The sequence below is a fragment of the Microvirga mediterraneensis genome (genome assembly GCF_013520865.1).
Classification (GTDB): Bacteria; Pseudomonadota; Alphaproteobacteria; order Rhizobiales; family Beijerinckiaceae; genus Microvirga; species Microvirga mediterraneensis.
On sequence record NZ_JACDXJ010000001.1, the window covers coordinates 1,878,764 to 1,893,939 of the forward strand.

At 63.4% G+C, this 15,176-nt stretch carries 15 protein-coding genes and 1 riboswitch; of the genes, 12 read left to right on the top strand and 3 right to left on the bottom strand.

All coding sequences use genetic code 11. The annotated features are described in order from the left end of the window. The first annotated feature begins 74 nt into the window (after positions 1–74). Complete coding sequence (locus H0S73_RS08870) at positions 75–1,112, top strand: hemerythrin domain-containing protein (RefSeq protein ID WP_181051812.1); 1,038 nt, start codon at positions 75–77, stop codon at positions 1,110–1,112. Between the two features lie 57 nt (positions 1,113–1,169). On the opposite strand, the gene H0S73_RS08875 is transcribed toward H0S73_RS08870, so the two are convergent. Genes H0S73_RS08875 through H0S73_RS08885 form a run of 3 tightly spaced genes read right to left on the bottom strand, consistent with a single transcriptional unit; the run spans position 1,170 to position 3,720 of the window. After that, positions 1,170–1,943: an ABC transporter permease gene (locus H0S73_RS08875; RefSeq protein WP_181051813.1), complete on the bottom strand. Its 774-nt coding sequence runs from the start codon at positions 1,941–1,943 to the stop codon at positions 1,170–1,172. Beyond that, a complete protein-coding gene (locus H0S73_RS08880) occupies positions 1,940–2,746 on the bottom strand; it encodes an ABC transporter ATP-binding protein (protein ID WP_181051814.1) in 807 nt (268 codons plus the stop codon). Before H0S73_RS08880 ends, H0S73_RS08875 begins: the two co-directional genes overlap by 4 nt. Then, on the bottom strand, positions 2,746–3,720 hold the full coding sequence (locus H0S73_RS08885) for an ABC transporter substrate-binding protein (protein WP_181051815.1): 975 nt from the start codon (positions 3,718–3,720) through the stop codon (positions 2,746–2,748). The genes H0S73_RS08880 and H0S73_RS08885 overlap by 1 nt, the downstream gene beginning before the upstream one ends. Positions 3,721–4,073: 353 nt before the next feature. On the opposite strand from H0S73_RS08885, the gene minD reads away from it, so the two are divergent. The 11 genes from minD (at position 4,074) to H0S73_RS08940 (ending at position 15,169) form a co-directional block, all read left to right on the top strand. Further along, positions 4,074–4,883 carry a septum site-determining protein MinD gene (minD, locus tag H0S73_RS08890; protein ID WP_181051816.1) on the top strand — a complete coding sequence of 270 codons (810 nt, stop codon included), beginning with the start codon at positions 4,074–4,076 and terminating at the stop codon, positions 4,881–4,883. Continuing rightward, positions 4,880–5,158 carry a cell division topological specificity factor MinE gene (gene minE / locus H0S73_RS08895; protein ID WP_181051817.1) on the top strand — a complete coding sequence of 93 codons (279 nt, stop codon included), beginning with the start codon at positions 4,880–4,882 and terminating at the stop codon, positions 5,156–5,158. The genes minD and minE overlap by 4 nt, the downstream gene beginning before the upstream one ends. A gap of 166 nt (positions 5,159–5,324) precedes the next feature. Beyond that, positions 5,325–6,260, top strand: a complete 936-nt coding sequence (locus tag H0S73_RS08900; RefSeq protein ID WP_181051818.1) for a DUF5996 family protein — start codon at positions 5,325–5,327, stop codon at positions 6,258–6,260. Between the two features lie 182 nt (positions 6,261–6,442). Continuing rightward, positions 6,443–7,174 (top strand): ComEA family DNA-binding protein, encoded by a 732-nt coding sequence (locus H0S73_RS08905; protein WP_181051819.1) that lies wholly within the window; start codon positions 6,443–6,445, stop codon positions 7,172–7,174. 65 nt (positions 7,175–7,239) lie between these two features. Next, positions 7,240–7,351: riboswitch (TPP riboswitch) on the top strand. After that, entirely contained in the window at positions 7,342–7,950 is a 609-nt protein-coding gene (locus H0S73_RS08910; protein WP_181054287.1) for a YkoF family thiamine/hydroxymethylpyrimidine-binding protein, read from the top strand. (Overlaps the previous riboswitch by 10 nt.) Positions 7,951–7,989: 39 nt before the next feature. Continuing rightward, the gene (locus H0S73_RS08915) at positions 7,990–8,574 is read left to right on the top strand and encodes an ECF transporter S component (RefSeq protein ID WP_181051820.1); all 585 of its coding nucleotides are present in this window, start codon (positions 7,990–7,992) and stop codon (positions 8,572–8,574) included. Continuing rightward, positions 8,546–10,246 carry an ABC transporter ATP-binding protein gene (locus H0S73_RS08920; protein ID WP_181051821.1) on the top strand — a complete coding sequence of 567 codons (1,701 nt, stop codon included), beginning with the start codon at positions 8,546–8,548 and terminating at the stop codon, positions 10,244–10,246. Before H0S73_RS08915 ends, H0S73_RS08920 begins: the two co-directional genes overlap by 29 nt. Next, positions 10,240–10,980 carry an energy-coupling factor transporter transmembrane component T family protein gene (locus H0S73_RS08925; protein WP_181051822.1) on the top strand — a complete coding sequence of 247 codons (741 nt, stop codon included), beginning with the start codon at positions 10,240–10,242 and terminating at the stop codon, positions 10,978–10,980. The genes H0S73_RS08920 and H0S73_RS08925 overlap by 7 nt, the downstream gene beginning before the upstream one ends. 150 nt (positions 10,981–11,130) lie before the next feature. Next, a complete protein-coding gene (gene pepT, locus H0S73_RS08930; RefSeq protein ID WP_181051823.1) occupies positions 11,131–12,366 on the top strand; it encodes a peptidase T in 1,236 nt (411 codons plus the stop codon). Between the two features lie 391 nt (positions 12,367–12,757). After that, positions 12,758–14,131, top strand: a complete 1,374-nt coding sequence (locus H0S73_RS08935) for an MBOAT family O-acyltransferase (protein ID WP_181051824.1) — start codon at positions 12,758–12,760, stop codon at positions 14,129–14,131. Positions 14,132–14,146: 15 nt separating this feature from the next. Beyond that, positions 14,147–15,169, top strand: coding sequence for a hypothetical protein (locus tag H0S73_RS08940; protein WP_181051825.1), 1,023 nt, complete (start codon positions 14,147–14,149; stop codon positions 15,167–15,169). Positions 15,170–15,176 lie beyond the last annotated feature (7 nt).

Below are 15,176 nucleotides of genomic sequence, written 5' to 3' on the forward strand. Positions count from 1 at the left end.
AATGTTCCTCACCTGCGGAACAGCCCGTCCATTCCGGCCGTTCATGCTTATCACGGCATGATAGGAGGCCTTCCATGGAACTGTGGCAGATGGTGGTGGCGGATCACGCCAATATCGAGGAGCTCTGCCGCGAGGTGCTGCGCGCCACGGGCAGCGGTCCGAACAGCCGCGCCGAACTCTTCGCCGACCTGCGGGACGAGTTGGAGCGGCACTTCGCAGCGCAGCAGAACGTGCTTTATCCGGCCCTGTCCACCCATGATCGCACGGCCAGCTATCTGGCCGATCTCGAGAGCAAGCAGGAGGAGATCCTGCGCGAGCTCGACCGGCTTGCCGCACGCCCCGACAAGAACAGCTCTGATTGGGCATCGGACTTCAAGGAACTGACCGCATCGACCCGGCATGCTTTCACGCTTGAGGAAAACGGCGTGATGATCGTCGCCCGCGGGGCCTTCTCGCCGGACGAGCTTAAGCATCTGTGGCGGCGGTACGAGCGTGAGCGTATCGCGTCCTATGAGGCGGAGCGCTGGCACATGCCGCAATCGATGATGCCGAGCCGATACGGGCTCCCGACCGGAACAGTGTTCGGCGTACTCGCGGGACTTGCTGCCGTCGGAGCCGGCGCGCTCCTGTGGAACATGACCCGGTCCAGCCGCGCCGGCTCGCGACAGAATAGGCCGCTGCATGCGGCCCCCCGGCGCCCCCAGCCTCCATTCCCGCTTGATCGTGGGGTCATCGATCGCAGCCTGGAAGGGTCTCGGCACGGTGGAATGGGACAGCAATCCTCCGGAGCCCGAACCTACCGGGCGGCAGGTTCGTCGTCGGCCCCCAGTGCCGGCACCAATGCGGGTGCCGCTTCGAGCGGCCCAGCAAGACCTGCCACAGCAGACGACGCGCTGCTTCACGGAGCAGGGGGCGGTGCAGCTCCTGCGGCGGGCGGAAGCCCCTCGGACGATAGCTCGTTCTCTTCGGCCCATCCGCCCCATGCGCCCTCGGGCCTCTCGACACCCTTGCAGCCGGGCGGAACGCTTCCCTCAAGCGGCCCGGCCGCCTCTGCGGGTTCCATCGGCGCCGGCGGAATGGATTCAGGCCCATTCAAGCGGGACGGGCGCTAGGCACTGAAAGGACGCGCCCAATCCCCGGATCAACCCGGGGATTGGACCTGTCCGATGCTATCTCTCTCTCACATTCGTGCCCCACCGGCGATGGAGAAAGCGCTCCCAGGGCGAGAACAGCAGCCGGTCGACGAGAAGCCCGATCACCACGATGACGATCATGATGCCGATCACCTGATCCATAGCATTCAATTCACGCCCGTAATGCAGCAGGTGGCCGAGTCCGAAGCCGGTGAGGATTGTCACATAGATCTCGGCCGCCATCAGCGAGCGCCACGCGAAGGCCCAGCCTTGCTTCATGCCGCTGACGAGGAAGGGAAGCGAGGCGGGCAGGATCACCCGGGTCCATTTGTGGAAGCCCTCCGACCCCATGGTGCGTGCCGCACGCGCGTAGATGGGCGGGATGTTGCGCGCGCCGTGATCTGTCGCGATGATGACGGACCAGACGGTGCCCATGATCACCACGAACAGCATCGCGCCTTCGGTCTGTCCGAACCAGACCAGCGCCAGCGGGACCCAGCACACGCTCGGCAGGGTCTGGAAGCCGAGGGCCAGGGAGCCGAGCGTGTCCTCGAAAATCTGCGACGTGCTGGTCAAAAGGCCGAGCGGCAAGCCGATAAGGACGCCGGCCGCGTAGCCGACCAGAAGCCGCTTGAGCGTCACCCAGGTCGCCTCCTCGAGGGTGCCGTCGAGGATCGCGCCCCAGATGTATTCGCCGACGAAAATGGGCGAGGGGAGCAGCACCACGGACCAGCGGCCGGTTCGCACGGCCAGCTCCCACAGGGTGATGAGGAGCGCGAAGAACAGGAGAGCGGAGGCGAGGCGCTTCATTCCGAGAATGCCTCCGTCAGGGTGCCCTTGAGGGCCGCGGCGATCTTCGACGCATAGCCGGCGAGTTCTGGGCTGTTGATGTCGCGCGGGCGTGGCAGGGGAATGTCGAAGATCTGCTGGATGCGGCCCGGCGAAGGAGACATGAGGACGACTCGGTCACCAAGACACACGGCCTCGCGCACATTGTGCGTGACGAAAACGATGGTCTTGCGGCTCTCCATCCAGATCTGCTGGATATCATCGTAGAGCTGGTCGCGGGTCATGGCGTCGAGCGCCCCAAAAGGTTCGTCCATCAGCAGAACCTGAGGGTCCGGAGCCAGCGCGCGCGCCAGTGCGACGCGCTGCTTCATACCGCCCGAGAGCTCATGAATCTGCGCATGCTCGAACTTGCTGAGTCCGACGAGCTTCAGGAAATGACGGGCGATCTCCTTGCGTTGCGCATTCGTGAGATCGGGGCGCAGCTTGAGCCCGAACATCACGTTGCCGAACGCGTCGAGCCAAGGGAAGAGCGCAGATTCCTGGAACATGACGAGGCGCTCGCGTCCCGGCCCTTCCACGGGTTTTCCGTCGGCGAGCACGCGCCCAGAATCCGGCTTGGTGAGGCCGGCGATGATGTCGAGAAGCGTGGACTTGCCGCATCCGCTGGGCCCAACGAGGCAGACGAATTCGCCGTCGGCGATGGTCAACGACACGTTGTCGAGAGCCTGTACCATCGCTCGTGACGACATGAAGCGCTTGGAAACTCCGTCGATGATCAGCTTTTCCGGCCGTCCGGTCCTGGCATTCGCGTCGGGCGCCTCCATCAAGGCGCCTCGATCAGACGGGACAGATCGGGCGTATCGCGCAGGAATCCGACCTGCTGAGCACTGGTCACGAAGGCCTGGAAGGCTTCGCGGGACGTATCCGGCGTGATCACCATGCGGCTCCAGGCCTTGGCGACGAGTTCGGGCGACATGTCGAGGCGGAAGGAAATCTTCAATTCGTCGCCGGCCATACGCTGGGCTTCGTCCGGGTTCCTCCGGATCCAGTCGGTGAGTTCACGATGGGCCTCAACGAAGCGCTTGGCGAGATCGCGGTTCTTCGCCAGGAAGTCGACGCTGGAGACGAGGATCGTGGTAATGGCGTCCTTCTCCTCCACAAGGATCTTGCCGCCTGCCTCGGATTCGAGCCGCGACACCCAGGGCTCCACGGTCCACACCGCATCGAGCTGCCTGCTCTGGAAGAGGGAGAGCTGGTCCGGATTGCTGGTGGGAACCACATGCGCATCGCCCCCGGTCTGCGTGATGCGCAATCCGCCCGCGACAAGCCAGGCCCGGGCCGCCACGTCCTGCGTGTTGCCGAATTGCGGAGTGGCGATGCGTTTGCCCTTGAAGTCGGCGGGCTTGCTTAGGGTGGAATCCCCCTGCACGACGAGAGCCGAGCCGCCGTTGACGGCGCCCGCGATCACGCGAACCTCGGCGCCGCGGGAGCGGGCATAGGCGTTGAGCGCCGGATTGGGGCCGACATAGGACAGATCGAGAGACTTGGCGAAAATCGCCTCCATGGCACTCGGGCCGGCATTGTAGACGTACCACTCGACCTTCACGCCGGGCCCGAGCCGCTCAGAGAACCAGTTGCGTCCCTGCCGCTCGAGGGCGCGGGCCACCAGGGCCTGAACATGGGTGATGTTCGGGAAATGCCCGACCCGGACCGTCGTGGTCTGCTGAGCCCGTGTCGGCGCATGCGTCGCAACAATCGACAACGCCGACAGAAGGAGGATCCGCCATCCATGCCGCATCGGAAGATCTCCAATGACATCGCTTCAAGGCTAGGGATTCCGTGCTGAAGGTCAATGGGACGGAGCAGGGCGATGTCTGAAGGGGACACTTTGTTTCCGGTGAGAGGACAGGATTCCTCTGGCCACCTGTGGCGGGCTGAAACTCTTGTTTTCTCAACAAAAAACTTACCTGAAACGGGAAATGTTAACCGCCCGGTAACCATAACTGGCGTCGAATAAGATGCATTACGTAGCGTAATAAATACGCGACAGCCTGATCCGCCTCCGCTCTCCGACCATGTTCTGCGGTCCTCCGGGGAACCTGATGGTGGTGTCGTCGCAGGAGCAGTTTTGTAGGGCGAGGAGAACCAAGGATGGCGAAAGTACTGGTCGTGACATCGGGCAAGGGCGGTGTCGGAAAGACGACGTCCACGGCCGCGCTTGGCGCGGCGCTGGCGCAAAGCGGCAAGAAGGTGGCCGTGGTCGATTTCGACGTGGGCCTGCGCAACCTCGACCTGATCATGGGCGCGGAGCGCCGCGTGGTGTACGATCTCATCAACGTGATCAAGGGCGACGCCAAGCTCGAACAGGCACTCATCCGCGACAAGCGCATCGAGACCCTTTCCCTCCTGCCCGCATCCCAGACCCGCGACAAGGACAACCTCAGCGAGGAGGGAGTCGAGCGCGTCATCAACGGGCTTCGCGAGAAATTCGACTGGGTCATCTGCGACAGCCCGGCCGGCATCGAACGCGGCGCAACGCTCGCCATGCGCCATGCGGACGTGGCCGTCGTCGTGACGAACCCGGAAGTCTCCTCCATCCGCGATTCCGACCGCATCATCGGCCTCCTCGATTCCAAGACCGAGAAGGCTGAAAAAGGCGAGCAGGTGGAGAAGCATCTTCTGCTCACGCGCTACGACAATGCCCGCGCCCAACGAGGCGAGATCCTCAAGGTCGAGGACGTGCTGGAAATCCTCTCGATTCCCCTCCTCGCCATCATTCCCGAGAGCACGGAAGTGCTTCGCTCGTCCAATCTCGGCGCGCCGGTGACGCTCGGCAGCCCGAACTCCGCGCCGGCCCGCGCTTACCTCGATGCGGTGCGCAAGCTCCAGGGCGAGACCGTCGTCGAGGTGCAGAAGCAGCGCGGTCTCTTCAGCAAACTCTTCTCACGGAGGGCCGCATGAGCCTGTTCAGTTTCTTCAAGCGCAATACGTCCGCGCCCGTCGCCCGCGAGCGGCTTCAGGTCCTGCTCGCCCATGAGCGCACCATCGTCGGAGGCGGCGAGTCCGATCTCGTGGCGATCCTTCGCGAGGAGATCATGGCCGTGATCGCCAAGCACATGGCGGTGCCGCAGGACAACGTGCAGATCAAGATGGACCGCGGCGCCTCCGTGTCGACCCTGGAGGTCGATATCGAGATCCCGACCGATATCGCAGCCGGCATGCGCCCGGCCGCGTGATCACCCCGATCCTGTTGGAGCGGGCGTCGTCCCGATGGAACGGCATCCGCTTCAACGCTATATCGAGGCGACGCCTCTTTGGCCGTTTCCCGCTACGAGCATCCTTGCCGCCTTACCTGAACGATGATCTACTCGACTTGAGATCCGATCAACGCGGAGGAGCGCGATGCGCGACGGGTCCTGGCCCGAACTGCCCTATCCGGCTTGGCGCGACACGGCTGCGACCCTTCAGCTCTGGACGCAGATCGTGGGCAAGATTCGGCTTGCCCTCTCGCCCTGGCTCAATCACGGTTGGCAGGTTCCGCTGTATGTGACGGCCCGGGGCCTGGGAACCTCGCCCATTCCCATCGGCCACGAGATCCTGGAGATCGAGTTCGACTTTATCTCCCATCTGCTGCGCGTACGCACCAGCAGCGGGGAGGAGCGGGAACTGCCGCTGCAGCCGCAGAGCGTGGCGGATTTCCATTCCCGGCTCCTCACCATCCTGAGCGATATCGGCATCACAGTTGCCATCAACGAAATGCCGAACGAGGTGGCGGACCCTATTCCTTTCTCCGAGGACCGGATTCATGCTTCCTATGACCGCGATGCGGCCCATCGCTTCTGGCGGGCGCTCGTGCAGGTGGACCGGGTGTTCAAGCTGTTCCGAAGCGGTTTTCTGGGGAAGGTTTCCCCCGTGCATTTCTTCTGGGGCAGTTTCGATCTCGCCGTGACGCGCTTTTCCGGGCGGTCCGCGCCGTTGCATCCCGGTGGTGTGCCGGGGCTGCCGGACAAGGTGACCCGCGAGGCTTATTCGCACGAGGTTTCGAGCGCAGGCTTCTGGCCCGGCAATGATGCCTATCCGCAGCCGGCCTTCTATTCCTATGCGTATCCTGAGCCGCCGGGCTTTCGCGACACCCCGGTCACGCCCGGCGCCTCTTTCGACACCGCGCTCGGCGAGTTCATCCTGCCCTACGAGACCGTGCGTCAGGCAAAGGATCCCGGGGCATTGCTGCTTGATTTTCTCGTCAGCACCTACGACGCCGCCGCAGATGCCGGGAAATGGGATCGCACCACGCTGGAATGCCCCATCGGGGCGCCCGCTCAGGTGCGCCCGATCTGAAGGCGTGAGCCCTTCGAAAGTGACTGTGTTGCGCGCGCCGGGTTGCGTGCAGGGAATCCACCCTTATCCAAAATTGCCGGTGAAGGCACTTTACAGGTGCCATTCGCCACGCCTGCGCCACATCCGCCGTCTAGCTATAGCCCTCCCACGGTTCCGTCATCGATGTGATGTGCGAGGATCCCATGCACGTTGGCGATTTGTCTCGAACGCGGACGCCCAGCGAACCACACGACAACGTAGCCCGTCTGGCCACGCGCGTTCTGCTGGTCGTCGGTCTCATGAGTGCCGGCTGGCTCGCCCTCTGGCGGTTTCAGGACAGCGGTCCCGTCACGGAGGGCATGGTGGCCGCCGCTCCGCCGCAGACCATCACCGTGGAGACCAAGCCCCCGGCACCGCCCGACAGGGCAGCGCCCCTCCAAGTCGCCGATGCGGACCCGGTCGCGCCGATTGCGCTGCCCGTGAAACCGCAGACTGCGGCATCTCCGCAAGAGACGGACGAAGAGGATTGGGGCCAATCCTTCGCCGAACCCGCCATCGATGTCGTCGCCATCGGACAATCTAGCAATCAGTCTCTTGCCATGCTGAAGCAGTTCGAGGCCGTCATCGGGCAAGCGTCCAGGAAAGAGGCACTCAAACCCCAGCCCACACCGCGCGCGGACATGAACATGACGGGCACGGTGACCCAGCAGGCGGGTCTCGCAGATCCCTCCACCCCGGCTGGTGGACCTCCCCCCGAACTCGTCGATCTCAACAAGAGTACGATCGAGGATCTGAACAGCCTGAAAGGCGCCGGCTCGCTCGGCCGCGCCATCGTCAGGGGGCGTCCCTACAAGTCCGTGGAGGATCTGGTGAACAAGCGCGTCGTGCGCCGCGCCACCTACGAGAGGATCAAGGATCAGCTCACCGTGCAGTAGATGTCGTGATCCGCAGCAAGCATGCAGCGCGCTTGCCATGCTGCGATGAAAGGTGCTAAGACAATCACATCCGACAGGGGTGCTCCGTATCGCCGGGGCTGAGATGACGGCGCGAAGCCGTTGGACCCTCAAGCTGATCTGGGTAATGCCAGCGGAGCGAGGTGACGATGTTTTCCGGCGCACAGATTTCCCTTTATCCGATGACGGACGATTTCGTCGACGTCATCCTCGGCGCCATCGGGGCGCTCGATCCCTATAGGACCAGCGTCAGGATCGAAACCGACGATATCTCGACCTTGATCGTCGGCCCGCCCGAGCAGCTTTTTCCGGCAATGCGTGATCTGTTCCTAGCGGCATCGCGCCGTGGCATTCACTGTGTGCTGGCGGCAACCGTCTCCCGCGGCTGCCCGGGCGAACCCGACGATCCGATCTGCACGCCAGCAGACGGTTCGAGCCACGACCAGTCTCTCGAAGAACGCATTGCCGCAGCCGTCAGGCATGTGGAGGCGGCGCCTCGTACAGGGCAGGTCGTGGCCGCGCAGTTCTCGCTCTATCCGCTCGGCAGCGGACATCACATGGACGAGATCTACGGCTGCATCGATTTTCTCAAACGATCCGGCGTCTTCGACCGCTCGAAAAACTTCTGCACCAAGCTGCGCGGCGATGCCGGTCCGGTCTTCGCCACGTTGAGCGAAGCCTTCCTGCGGTTCGGCGCCCCGCAGGGCCATGTGGCGCTCGATCTCAAGGTCTCGGCGAACAGCCCGAGCAAAGCGTAATTTTCGCGAGAATTTCCGTCGTACAACAAGGAGGTCGTCATGTCCGTGACGCGTGGCTGGACGTTGAGGGAGACCCTCATCGTCACCGTGATCGGCGCGGTGTTTGCCGTGCTCTATCTCGGATGGGTGCAGGTTTGGCTGGTCGCACAGGCTGCCTTCGGTCCCCTGACGATGGACGTGGTGATGGGCTTCTGGTTCGTCGCTTCGATGGTGGCGGCGGCCATCATCCGCAAACCGGGTGCCGCTTTCGCGGCAGAAGTTCTTGCCGCAGCCGTGCAGGTGCTGCTGGGAAGCCCCGCCGGATTGCTGCTCGTGGTCAGCGGCATCGTCCAGGGTGCGGGTGCGGAAGCGGTCTTCGCCGCCACGCGCTGGCGCAATTATTCGCTCCCGGTGCTGATGGCGGCGGGCGTTGGCGCTGCGGTCTTTTCCTATGTCTATACCTGGATCAGGTTCGATTACGGCGCCCTGCAGCCGACGCTGCTCATCGCCATGTTCGTGCTGCGTACCTTGAGCGGGGCGCTGCTCGGCGGATGGCTCGCCCAGGTTATCGTGCAGGCGCTCTATAAAACCGGCGCGCTCGCGGGCCTTGCGATCGATGTCGACAAACGCTCCGCTGCCGCCTGAACCTGCCGCGGAATGGTGCGGGGTCGATGTCGTCTACCCCTTCGCCAGACGCCCCGCGGTCGGGCCCGTTAGCCTGCAGGTCCGCCAGGGCGAGCGCGTTCTTCTGCTTGGTCCCTCCGGTTCCGGCAAATCCACGCTGCTGCTGACGCTGACAGGATTGATCCCTGACAGCGTACCGGCCGAGGTCGGGGGAGAGGTCCGCCTCTTCGGCACGGATGCCGGCACGCGGAAGCCGTGGGCCTGGGCACGCTGGGTAGCGCAGTATTTCCAGGATGCGGACCAGACGCTCTGCGGCATGCGGGTCGAGGATGAAATCGCCTTCGCGCTCGAAAACCGTGCCATGCCGCCTGAGAGCATCGCGCAGTCTGTCGCGGAAGCCATGCGACAGGTCGGCGTGCCGGACGAGTGGCGTCATCGCCGCTCGACGCAACTTTCCGGCGGCGAGCGCCAGCTCGTCGCACTGGCGGCCACCCTCGTTCAGAAGGCCCCACTCTTCGTCGCCGACGAGCCGACCGCGCATCTCGCGCCGGAGGCGGCCCACCGCCTGCATGCCCTGCTGACGGACCGGGAGGACGGGCGAACCATTCTCATCGTCGATCACCGGCTTGACGGCCTCATCGAATCCATCGACCGGATGGTGGTGCTCGGCCGCGACGGCACGATCATCGCCGAGGGCGAACCGCGCAGGATCTTCCGCGAGGAAGGCGAGTTGCTGCAAGCGCACGGCATCTGGTGCCCCGCTGCGACGTCGCTCGATGCGGAGTTGGTGCGTGCAGGCGTTGCGCCGCCCGTCGCGCCGTTATCCGTCGAAGAAGCGCTTGCGCATCTCGATCCCGATCATGCTCCGGCCCATCGCCTGGAACAGGCGCGCCACGCTGTGGAGTCCTTCGTCGCATCGGCTGGACCGGGCGAGGCTGCCCGGGATGCTCCTGCGCTCGTGCAAGTGTCGAAAGCCGATTGCGCGCCGTTTCTGGGGCGTGCCGTGCTACGCGGCATCGACCTCGTCATCCGCGAGGGCGAGATTCTCGGCGTGCTCGGCCGGAACGGCGCGGGCAAGTCCACGCTGGGTCTCAGCCTCGCCGGTCTTTTGCCCCTGAAGGCCGGCATGCGCAGAGGGCCGCCGGGCGGCTATGCCTTTCAACGCCCCGAGAACCAGTTCACCGCCGGCACGGTGCGGGAGGAACTGCTCACCGCGTGGCCGAAATGCATGAGCGAGGCGGAGAGGTCTCTCCGCACGGATGAAGCGCTCGAATCCTGGGGCTTGGCGCATCTGGCGGCAAGTCATCCGTTCGAGATCTCGCAGGGCCAGAAGCGCAAGCTCGCTCTGGCAACGCTCACGCTGTCCGACCGGTGGCCGCTTTTGGTGCTCGACGAGCCCATGGCCGGGCTCGATGCCCAGGGCGCTGCGCTTCTGATGGAGGAGATCCGCGCGCTACATAGGAAGGGCCGCGCCGTCGCGCTGATCACCCACGACATGGATATCGCCCTGAGGCTTTGTCCCCGTTCCATCGTCTTAGGGGAGGGCGGCATCCTGGCGGACGGTGCGACGGAGGATCTGATGGGCGACGCCTCCCTTCTTGCACGAGCGGGGCTCGCCGAGCCGGCCTGTCTAGCGGCGCATCGTTGGCTCAAGGCTGTCGGGCCAAGGCTGGAGCGGAGCGCCACATGCTGAGAGCTCTCAATCCCTTGTCGAAGCTTTCCGTCTGCTGCGTATGGCTCGTCGCATCCGTGCTCGTCTTCGATCCACGCTTCCAGCTTGCCGCGATCCTCGTGCCTGCTCTGGCCCTTATGGCCTTCAACCGGACCTCGCCGCTGGTGCTCCTGGCTCTGATGGTTCCCTTCGCTCTGTTCGGCTTCGGTTTTCTCACCACAAACCTGCTGTTTCGCCGGGAAAGCGACTTTGCCCTGCGCATGGCGGGCGAAGCCCTTCTCGCATCATCGGCGTTCTCGGCTGGCATCACCCTGTTCCTGCGCGCGCTCGCCTGCGGCATGATCTCGGTGTTCTTCGCGCTGACCACAGATCCAGGCCATCTGGTACGCGCGCTGATGAGACATGCCGGGCTTTCGCCGCGCATCGGCTATTCCCTGTTCGCCGCAATGCAGCTCGTGCCCGATCTTGCCGGCGAGGCACAGCAGATGCGCATGGCCCGCGCCATGAAGTCCGGCCGCGGCCTGCGGCGCATCCCAGGTCCGTTGGAGATAATGAGCCTCGTGATCCCGTTGCTCGCCTTTGCCATCCGCCGCGCCGGCCGAACGGCGATTGCCATGGAGGCGAGGGGCCTCAGCCCCGACGCGCCACGCACCATCATGAACGTGCCGGACTTCGATGGCCGTGACGGGCTCTTCGTCGCCGTCGCATTGCTGATCTTAGGGCTGTGCACCGCCGTGACGGCCATGGGCCTGTAGGGCCTTCACCCTTAGGGGGTTACGAAATTTACGGCGAAACGAGAGATGGTGTCGCTCGCTGAGGCTGAGAAAGTTTCCCGCACCCCATTCACGAGATGGTCATGCCCGGCTACAAACCCATTGCATCTCCTCGCAATCCGGATCCGAGCCATGGCTGCCAGCGTTACAGACCGTTTCCTCCGCTATGTCGTCATCGACACCCAGTCCGACGCCAAGTCCCAGACCCAGCCCTCTACCGAGAAGCAGAAGAACCTCGGCCGCCTGCTGGTCGAGGAGCTGCTCGAGATCGGGATCTCGGACGCGCATCTCGACGAGCATGGCTACGTCTATGCGACCATCCCGTCGAATACGCCGAAGAACAACGTGCCGGTGATCTGCATCACGGCTCACATGGACACGGCGCCGGATTTCTCCGGCACGAACGTGAAGCCGCAGGTGGTCAGGAACTACCAGGGCGGCGACATCCGCCTGCCGGGTGATCCCAATCAGGTCATCCGCGTTGCCGACCATCCCGTCCTGAAGGACCTGATCGGGCACGACATCGTCACCTCTGACGGCACGACGCTCCTCGGCGCCGACGACAAGGCCGGCATCGCCGAGATCATGGCGGCGGCCGAGTTCCTGATCAATAACCCCGACGTCAGGCACGGCACGATCCGCATTCTCTTCACCACGGACGAGGAGATCGGCCGCGGCGTCGACAAGGTGGACCTCAAGAAGCTCGGCGCCGATTTCGGATATACCATGGACGGCGAGACGGCGGGCACCGTCGAGGACGAGACCTTCTCCGCAGATGGTGTGGACATCGCTATCAAGGGCGTGGCGATCCATCCCGGCTTCGCCTACGGCAAGATGGAGAACGCGATCCGGATCGCCGGCGACATCGTCGCGCGTCTCCCCAAAGACATGGCGCCCGAGACCACGAAGGGTCGTGACGGCTTCATTCACCCGACGGGCATCTCCGGCGTGATGGAGAAAGCCAGCTTGAGCTTCATCATCCGCGACTTCACGGAAGAGGGTCTCAAGACCAAGGAGACGCTGCTGGAGGACATCACCAAGGAGGTGATGAAAGCCTATCCGGGGTCCAGCTACACCTTCACGGTCAAGGAGCAGTATCGCAACATGAAGGTTGTGCTCGATAGGAACCCGGAGATCGTCGAAAACGCCGTGGAGGCGATCCGCCGGGCCGGCATGGACCCGGTGCGAGGCAGTATTCGCGGCGGCACGGACGGCTCGCGCCTCTCGTTCATGGGGCTTCCCTGTCCCAATATCTTCGCCGGAGGTCACGCCTTCCATTCCCCACTGGAATTCGTCAGCAGCCAGGACATGGAAAAGGCCGTGAAGACCATCGTCGAACTCGCCAAGGTCTGGGAGGAGCGCGCCTAGCGCATCGTGACAACCCGGGGGGGCGCCGAACGAGCCGCTCTTCGAGCATCTGAGAATGACCAGGGAGAAGAGCTGCTTCCATGCCCTTGGGAGCAACTCTTGGGACAGCCGGCGAGGAGGCCGCGGCGATTTTCAGTCGCGGCCCGGAGTGTGCTGCCCCAGGCAACCTCCTCCTCGGACGCTTGACAGCTTCAGGCTCAAGACTTTAGTCGAGAAACATAATTTCATGTCAATGTGATGCGCTAGATATATACGATAGTTGGGGCTCAGGACGGGTGTCGGAAACTTGACGGCGCATCGTATTGTCGATGAGGAAATCAGAAGATTCGGGGCAGGACTCTGACGACGTCGGCCTTCGTGTCGTTCAACTCACAAGTCATTCCGGTCAGCGATGCTTTTCAATTCTTTCGCGTTCCTGCTCGTATTTCTGCCGGCAGCCTTGTTGATGCACTGGTTGGTCGAGCGCTTCCAGCCACAATGGCGCTTGCCCTTGCTGCTTCTCCTGTCCTTCGTCTTCTACGGGTACTGGGATTGGCGATTCGCACCGCTGCTTGCCGCATCGATCCTGGTGAACTGGTTCGTCGCGCAGGTTTTCCTGCAAGCGCGGCAAGGAATCCTGATTACCCTGGCGCTCATCGCGAACCTCCTCGTTCTCGGCATCTTCAAGTACTTCAACTTCTTCGCCGACCTTACAAGCCTCGTTTCCAACGTTGCACTTCCCAAATGGGACATCGCATTGCCGCTGGGCATCTCATTCTTCACATTCCACCACGTTATGTATCTCGTCGACCTGAAGGCCGGGCGCGCGCCGCGTTTCGGCCTCGTGCGCTATGCCCTTTACATCGCCTTTTTTCCTCAGGTGCTCGCCGGCCCGCTCGTCCGCTGGAGCGAGATCATGCACCAGTTCGACGAGCGGCCCTACAAGCGCCCTGACGCAGCGGAGCGCTTTGGTCGCGGGTTCATGCTGCTCATCCTCGGCCTGGCGAAGAAGGTCTTTATCAGCGATCCCCTGGCCGAATATGTGAATCCCGTTTTCGCCCAGGCGGCGGCCGGCACCGCGATCCCCACTCTCGACGCGTGGCAGGCGACGATCGGCTTCACGTTTCAGATCTATTTCGACTTCTCGGGCTATACGGACATGGCGCTGGGCATGGCGCTGATGCTCGGGATCGTCCTGCCGCAGAATTTCGACAAGCCCTATATCTCGACGTCTCTCCAGGACTTCTGGCGCCGCTGGCATATGACCTTGTCCCGCTTCCTGCGCGATTACCTCTACATTCCTCTTGGGGGTAGCCGGAACGGCTTGGGTGTTCAGATCGGCGCATTGTTCGCCACCATGGCGCTCGGAGGGCTCTGGCACGGTGCCGGGCTCACCTTCATCGCCTGGGGCGTCGCGCACGGTCTCGGACTCGGCGCGGGTGTCCTCTGGCGCCGGGCCGGGCTTCGCATGCCGGCCCCAGCAGGCTGGGTGCTGACGATGCTGTTCGTCATGTTTACATGGGTCCTGTTCCGTGCGCCGAGTTTCGATGCCGCAATACGGATCTATGAAGGCATGCTCGGGCTTACGGCAACAGCCGGAACCTTCAAGTGGCGTGCCATCGCCCTCGCGGCAGCCGTGGCGTGCCTGGGGCCGACCACATGGACGATGGTCCAGCTCATTCCTCCGCGACGCTGGATCGCTGTCGGCTTCGCGGTCGTGCTCATGGCGGTTCTCCTCGAGATTGGGGATTCCGCCAATTATGAATTCATCTATTTCCAGTTCTGACGGGCGGCGCATCCAATGACGGCAGACAATCAGAACCTGGCTTGGAAGCAGTTCGCCCTATGGGCGGTTTCCTCGTCCGTCGCTCTCTTCCTGGTGTTCATGGCCGGGATGTACCTGATTGACCCCTACGATACGGGCCGCTCGCCGTTTTCCCGCAAGCCGAACCTGCGTGGGCAGAAGGAGGTCAATGCGACCGCGAGCGTCGGGCGCGACCCGAAATATGACGCCGCCGTGATCGGCAATTCGACGATCGCTCTCATCATGCCGTCGCGGCTGACGGCACTGACCGGGATTCCATTCGTTCAATTGGCCGTGCCCGGGACGCAGATTCCTGAACAGCTCACGATTATCGACTGGTTCATGAAGCATCATGGCGGCACGGCGAAAGCGCTGGTGATGGGGATCAGCCGGGACACATGGTGCGCATCCGATCCGACGCAACTCGGCAACAACTCCTTTCCACTCTGGCGCTTCAGCGCTTCGAAGGCCGAGTACCTAGCCGGCCTGATCAGCATAAGCAGTATGGAGCAGGCCGGCCGGAGGCTAGGAATCGTCCCGAGCTCCAAACCGGATTCCGCGCCGGACGGCTACTGGGATTACGATCCCCTCTACGCGAAGCTCCTTGCCGATGCGCCCCGCCGACGCGAACTCCTGTTCAAGCGCCGGAACGATCAGGAGATCCTGGGCGAGCCTTCATTTCCCGGGATTCGGGTCCTGGAGGAAAAGCTCGCGGCTCTTCCAGCCGACCTTTCGGTCGCTCTCGTGGTCCCGCCTGTGTTTACGGCAAAGCAACCACGTCCTGGCACGCCACGATATCGTTCCGAGCAGGCCTGCAGGCAGCGCCTGATCGATCTTGCATCGCGGCGGCCGAATACGGCATTGGTCGATTGGTGGGACGACCGACCGGAACTGAAGAAGATCGAGGCATTCATCGATCAGATTCACTATCGCCACGCGGTCGCGCGTACCATGGAGCAGGACATCGCGGCGGCGTTGCTCGATATCCGGGAGCGCGCGGGCTCTTTAACGCATCGCTAACCATAGA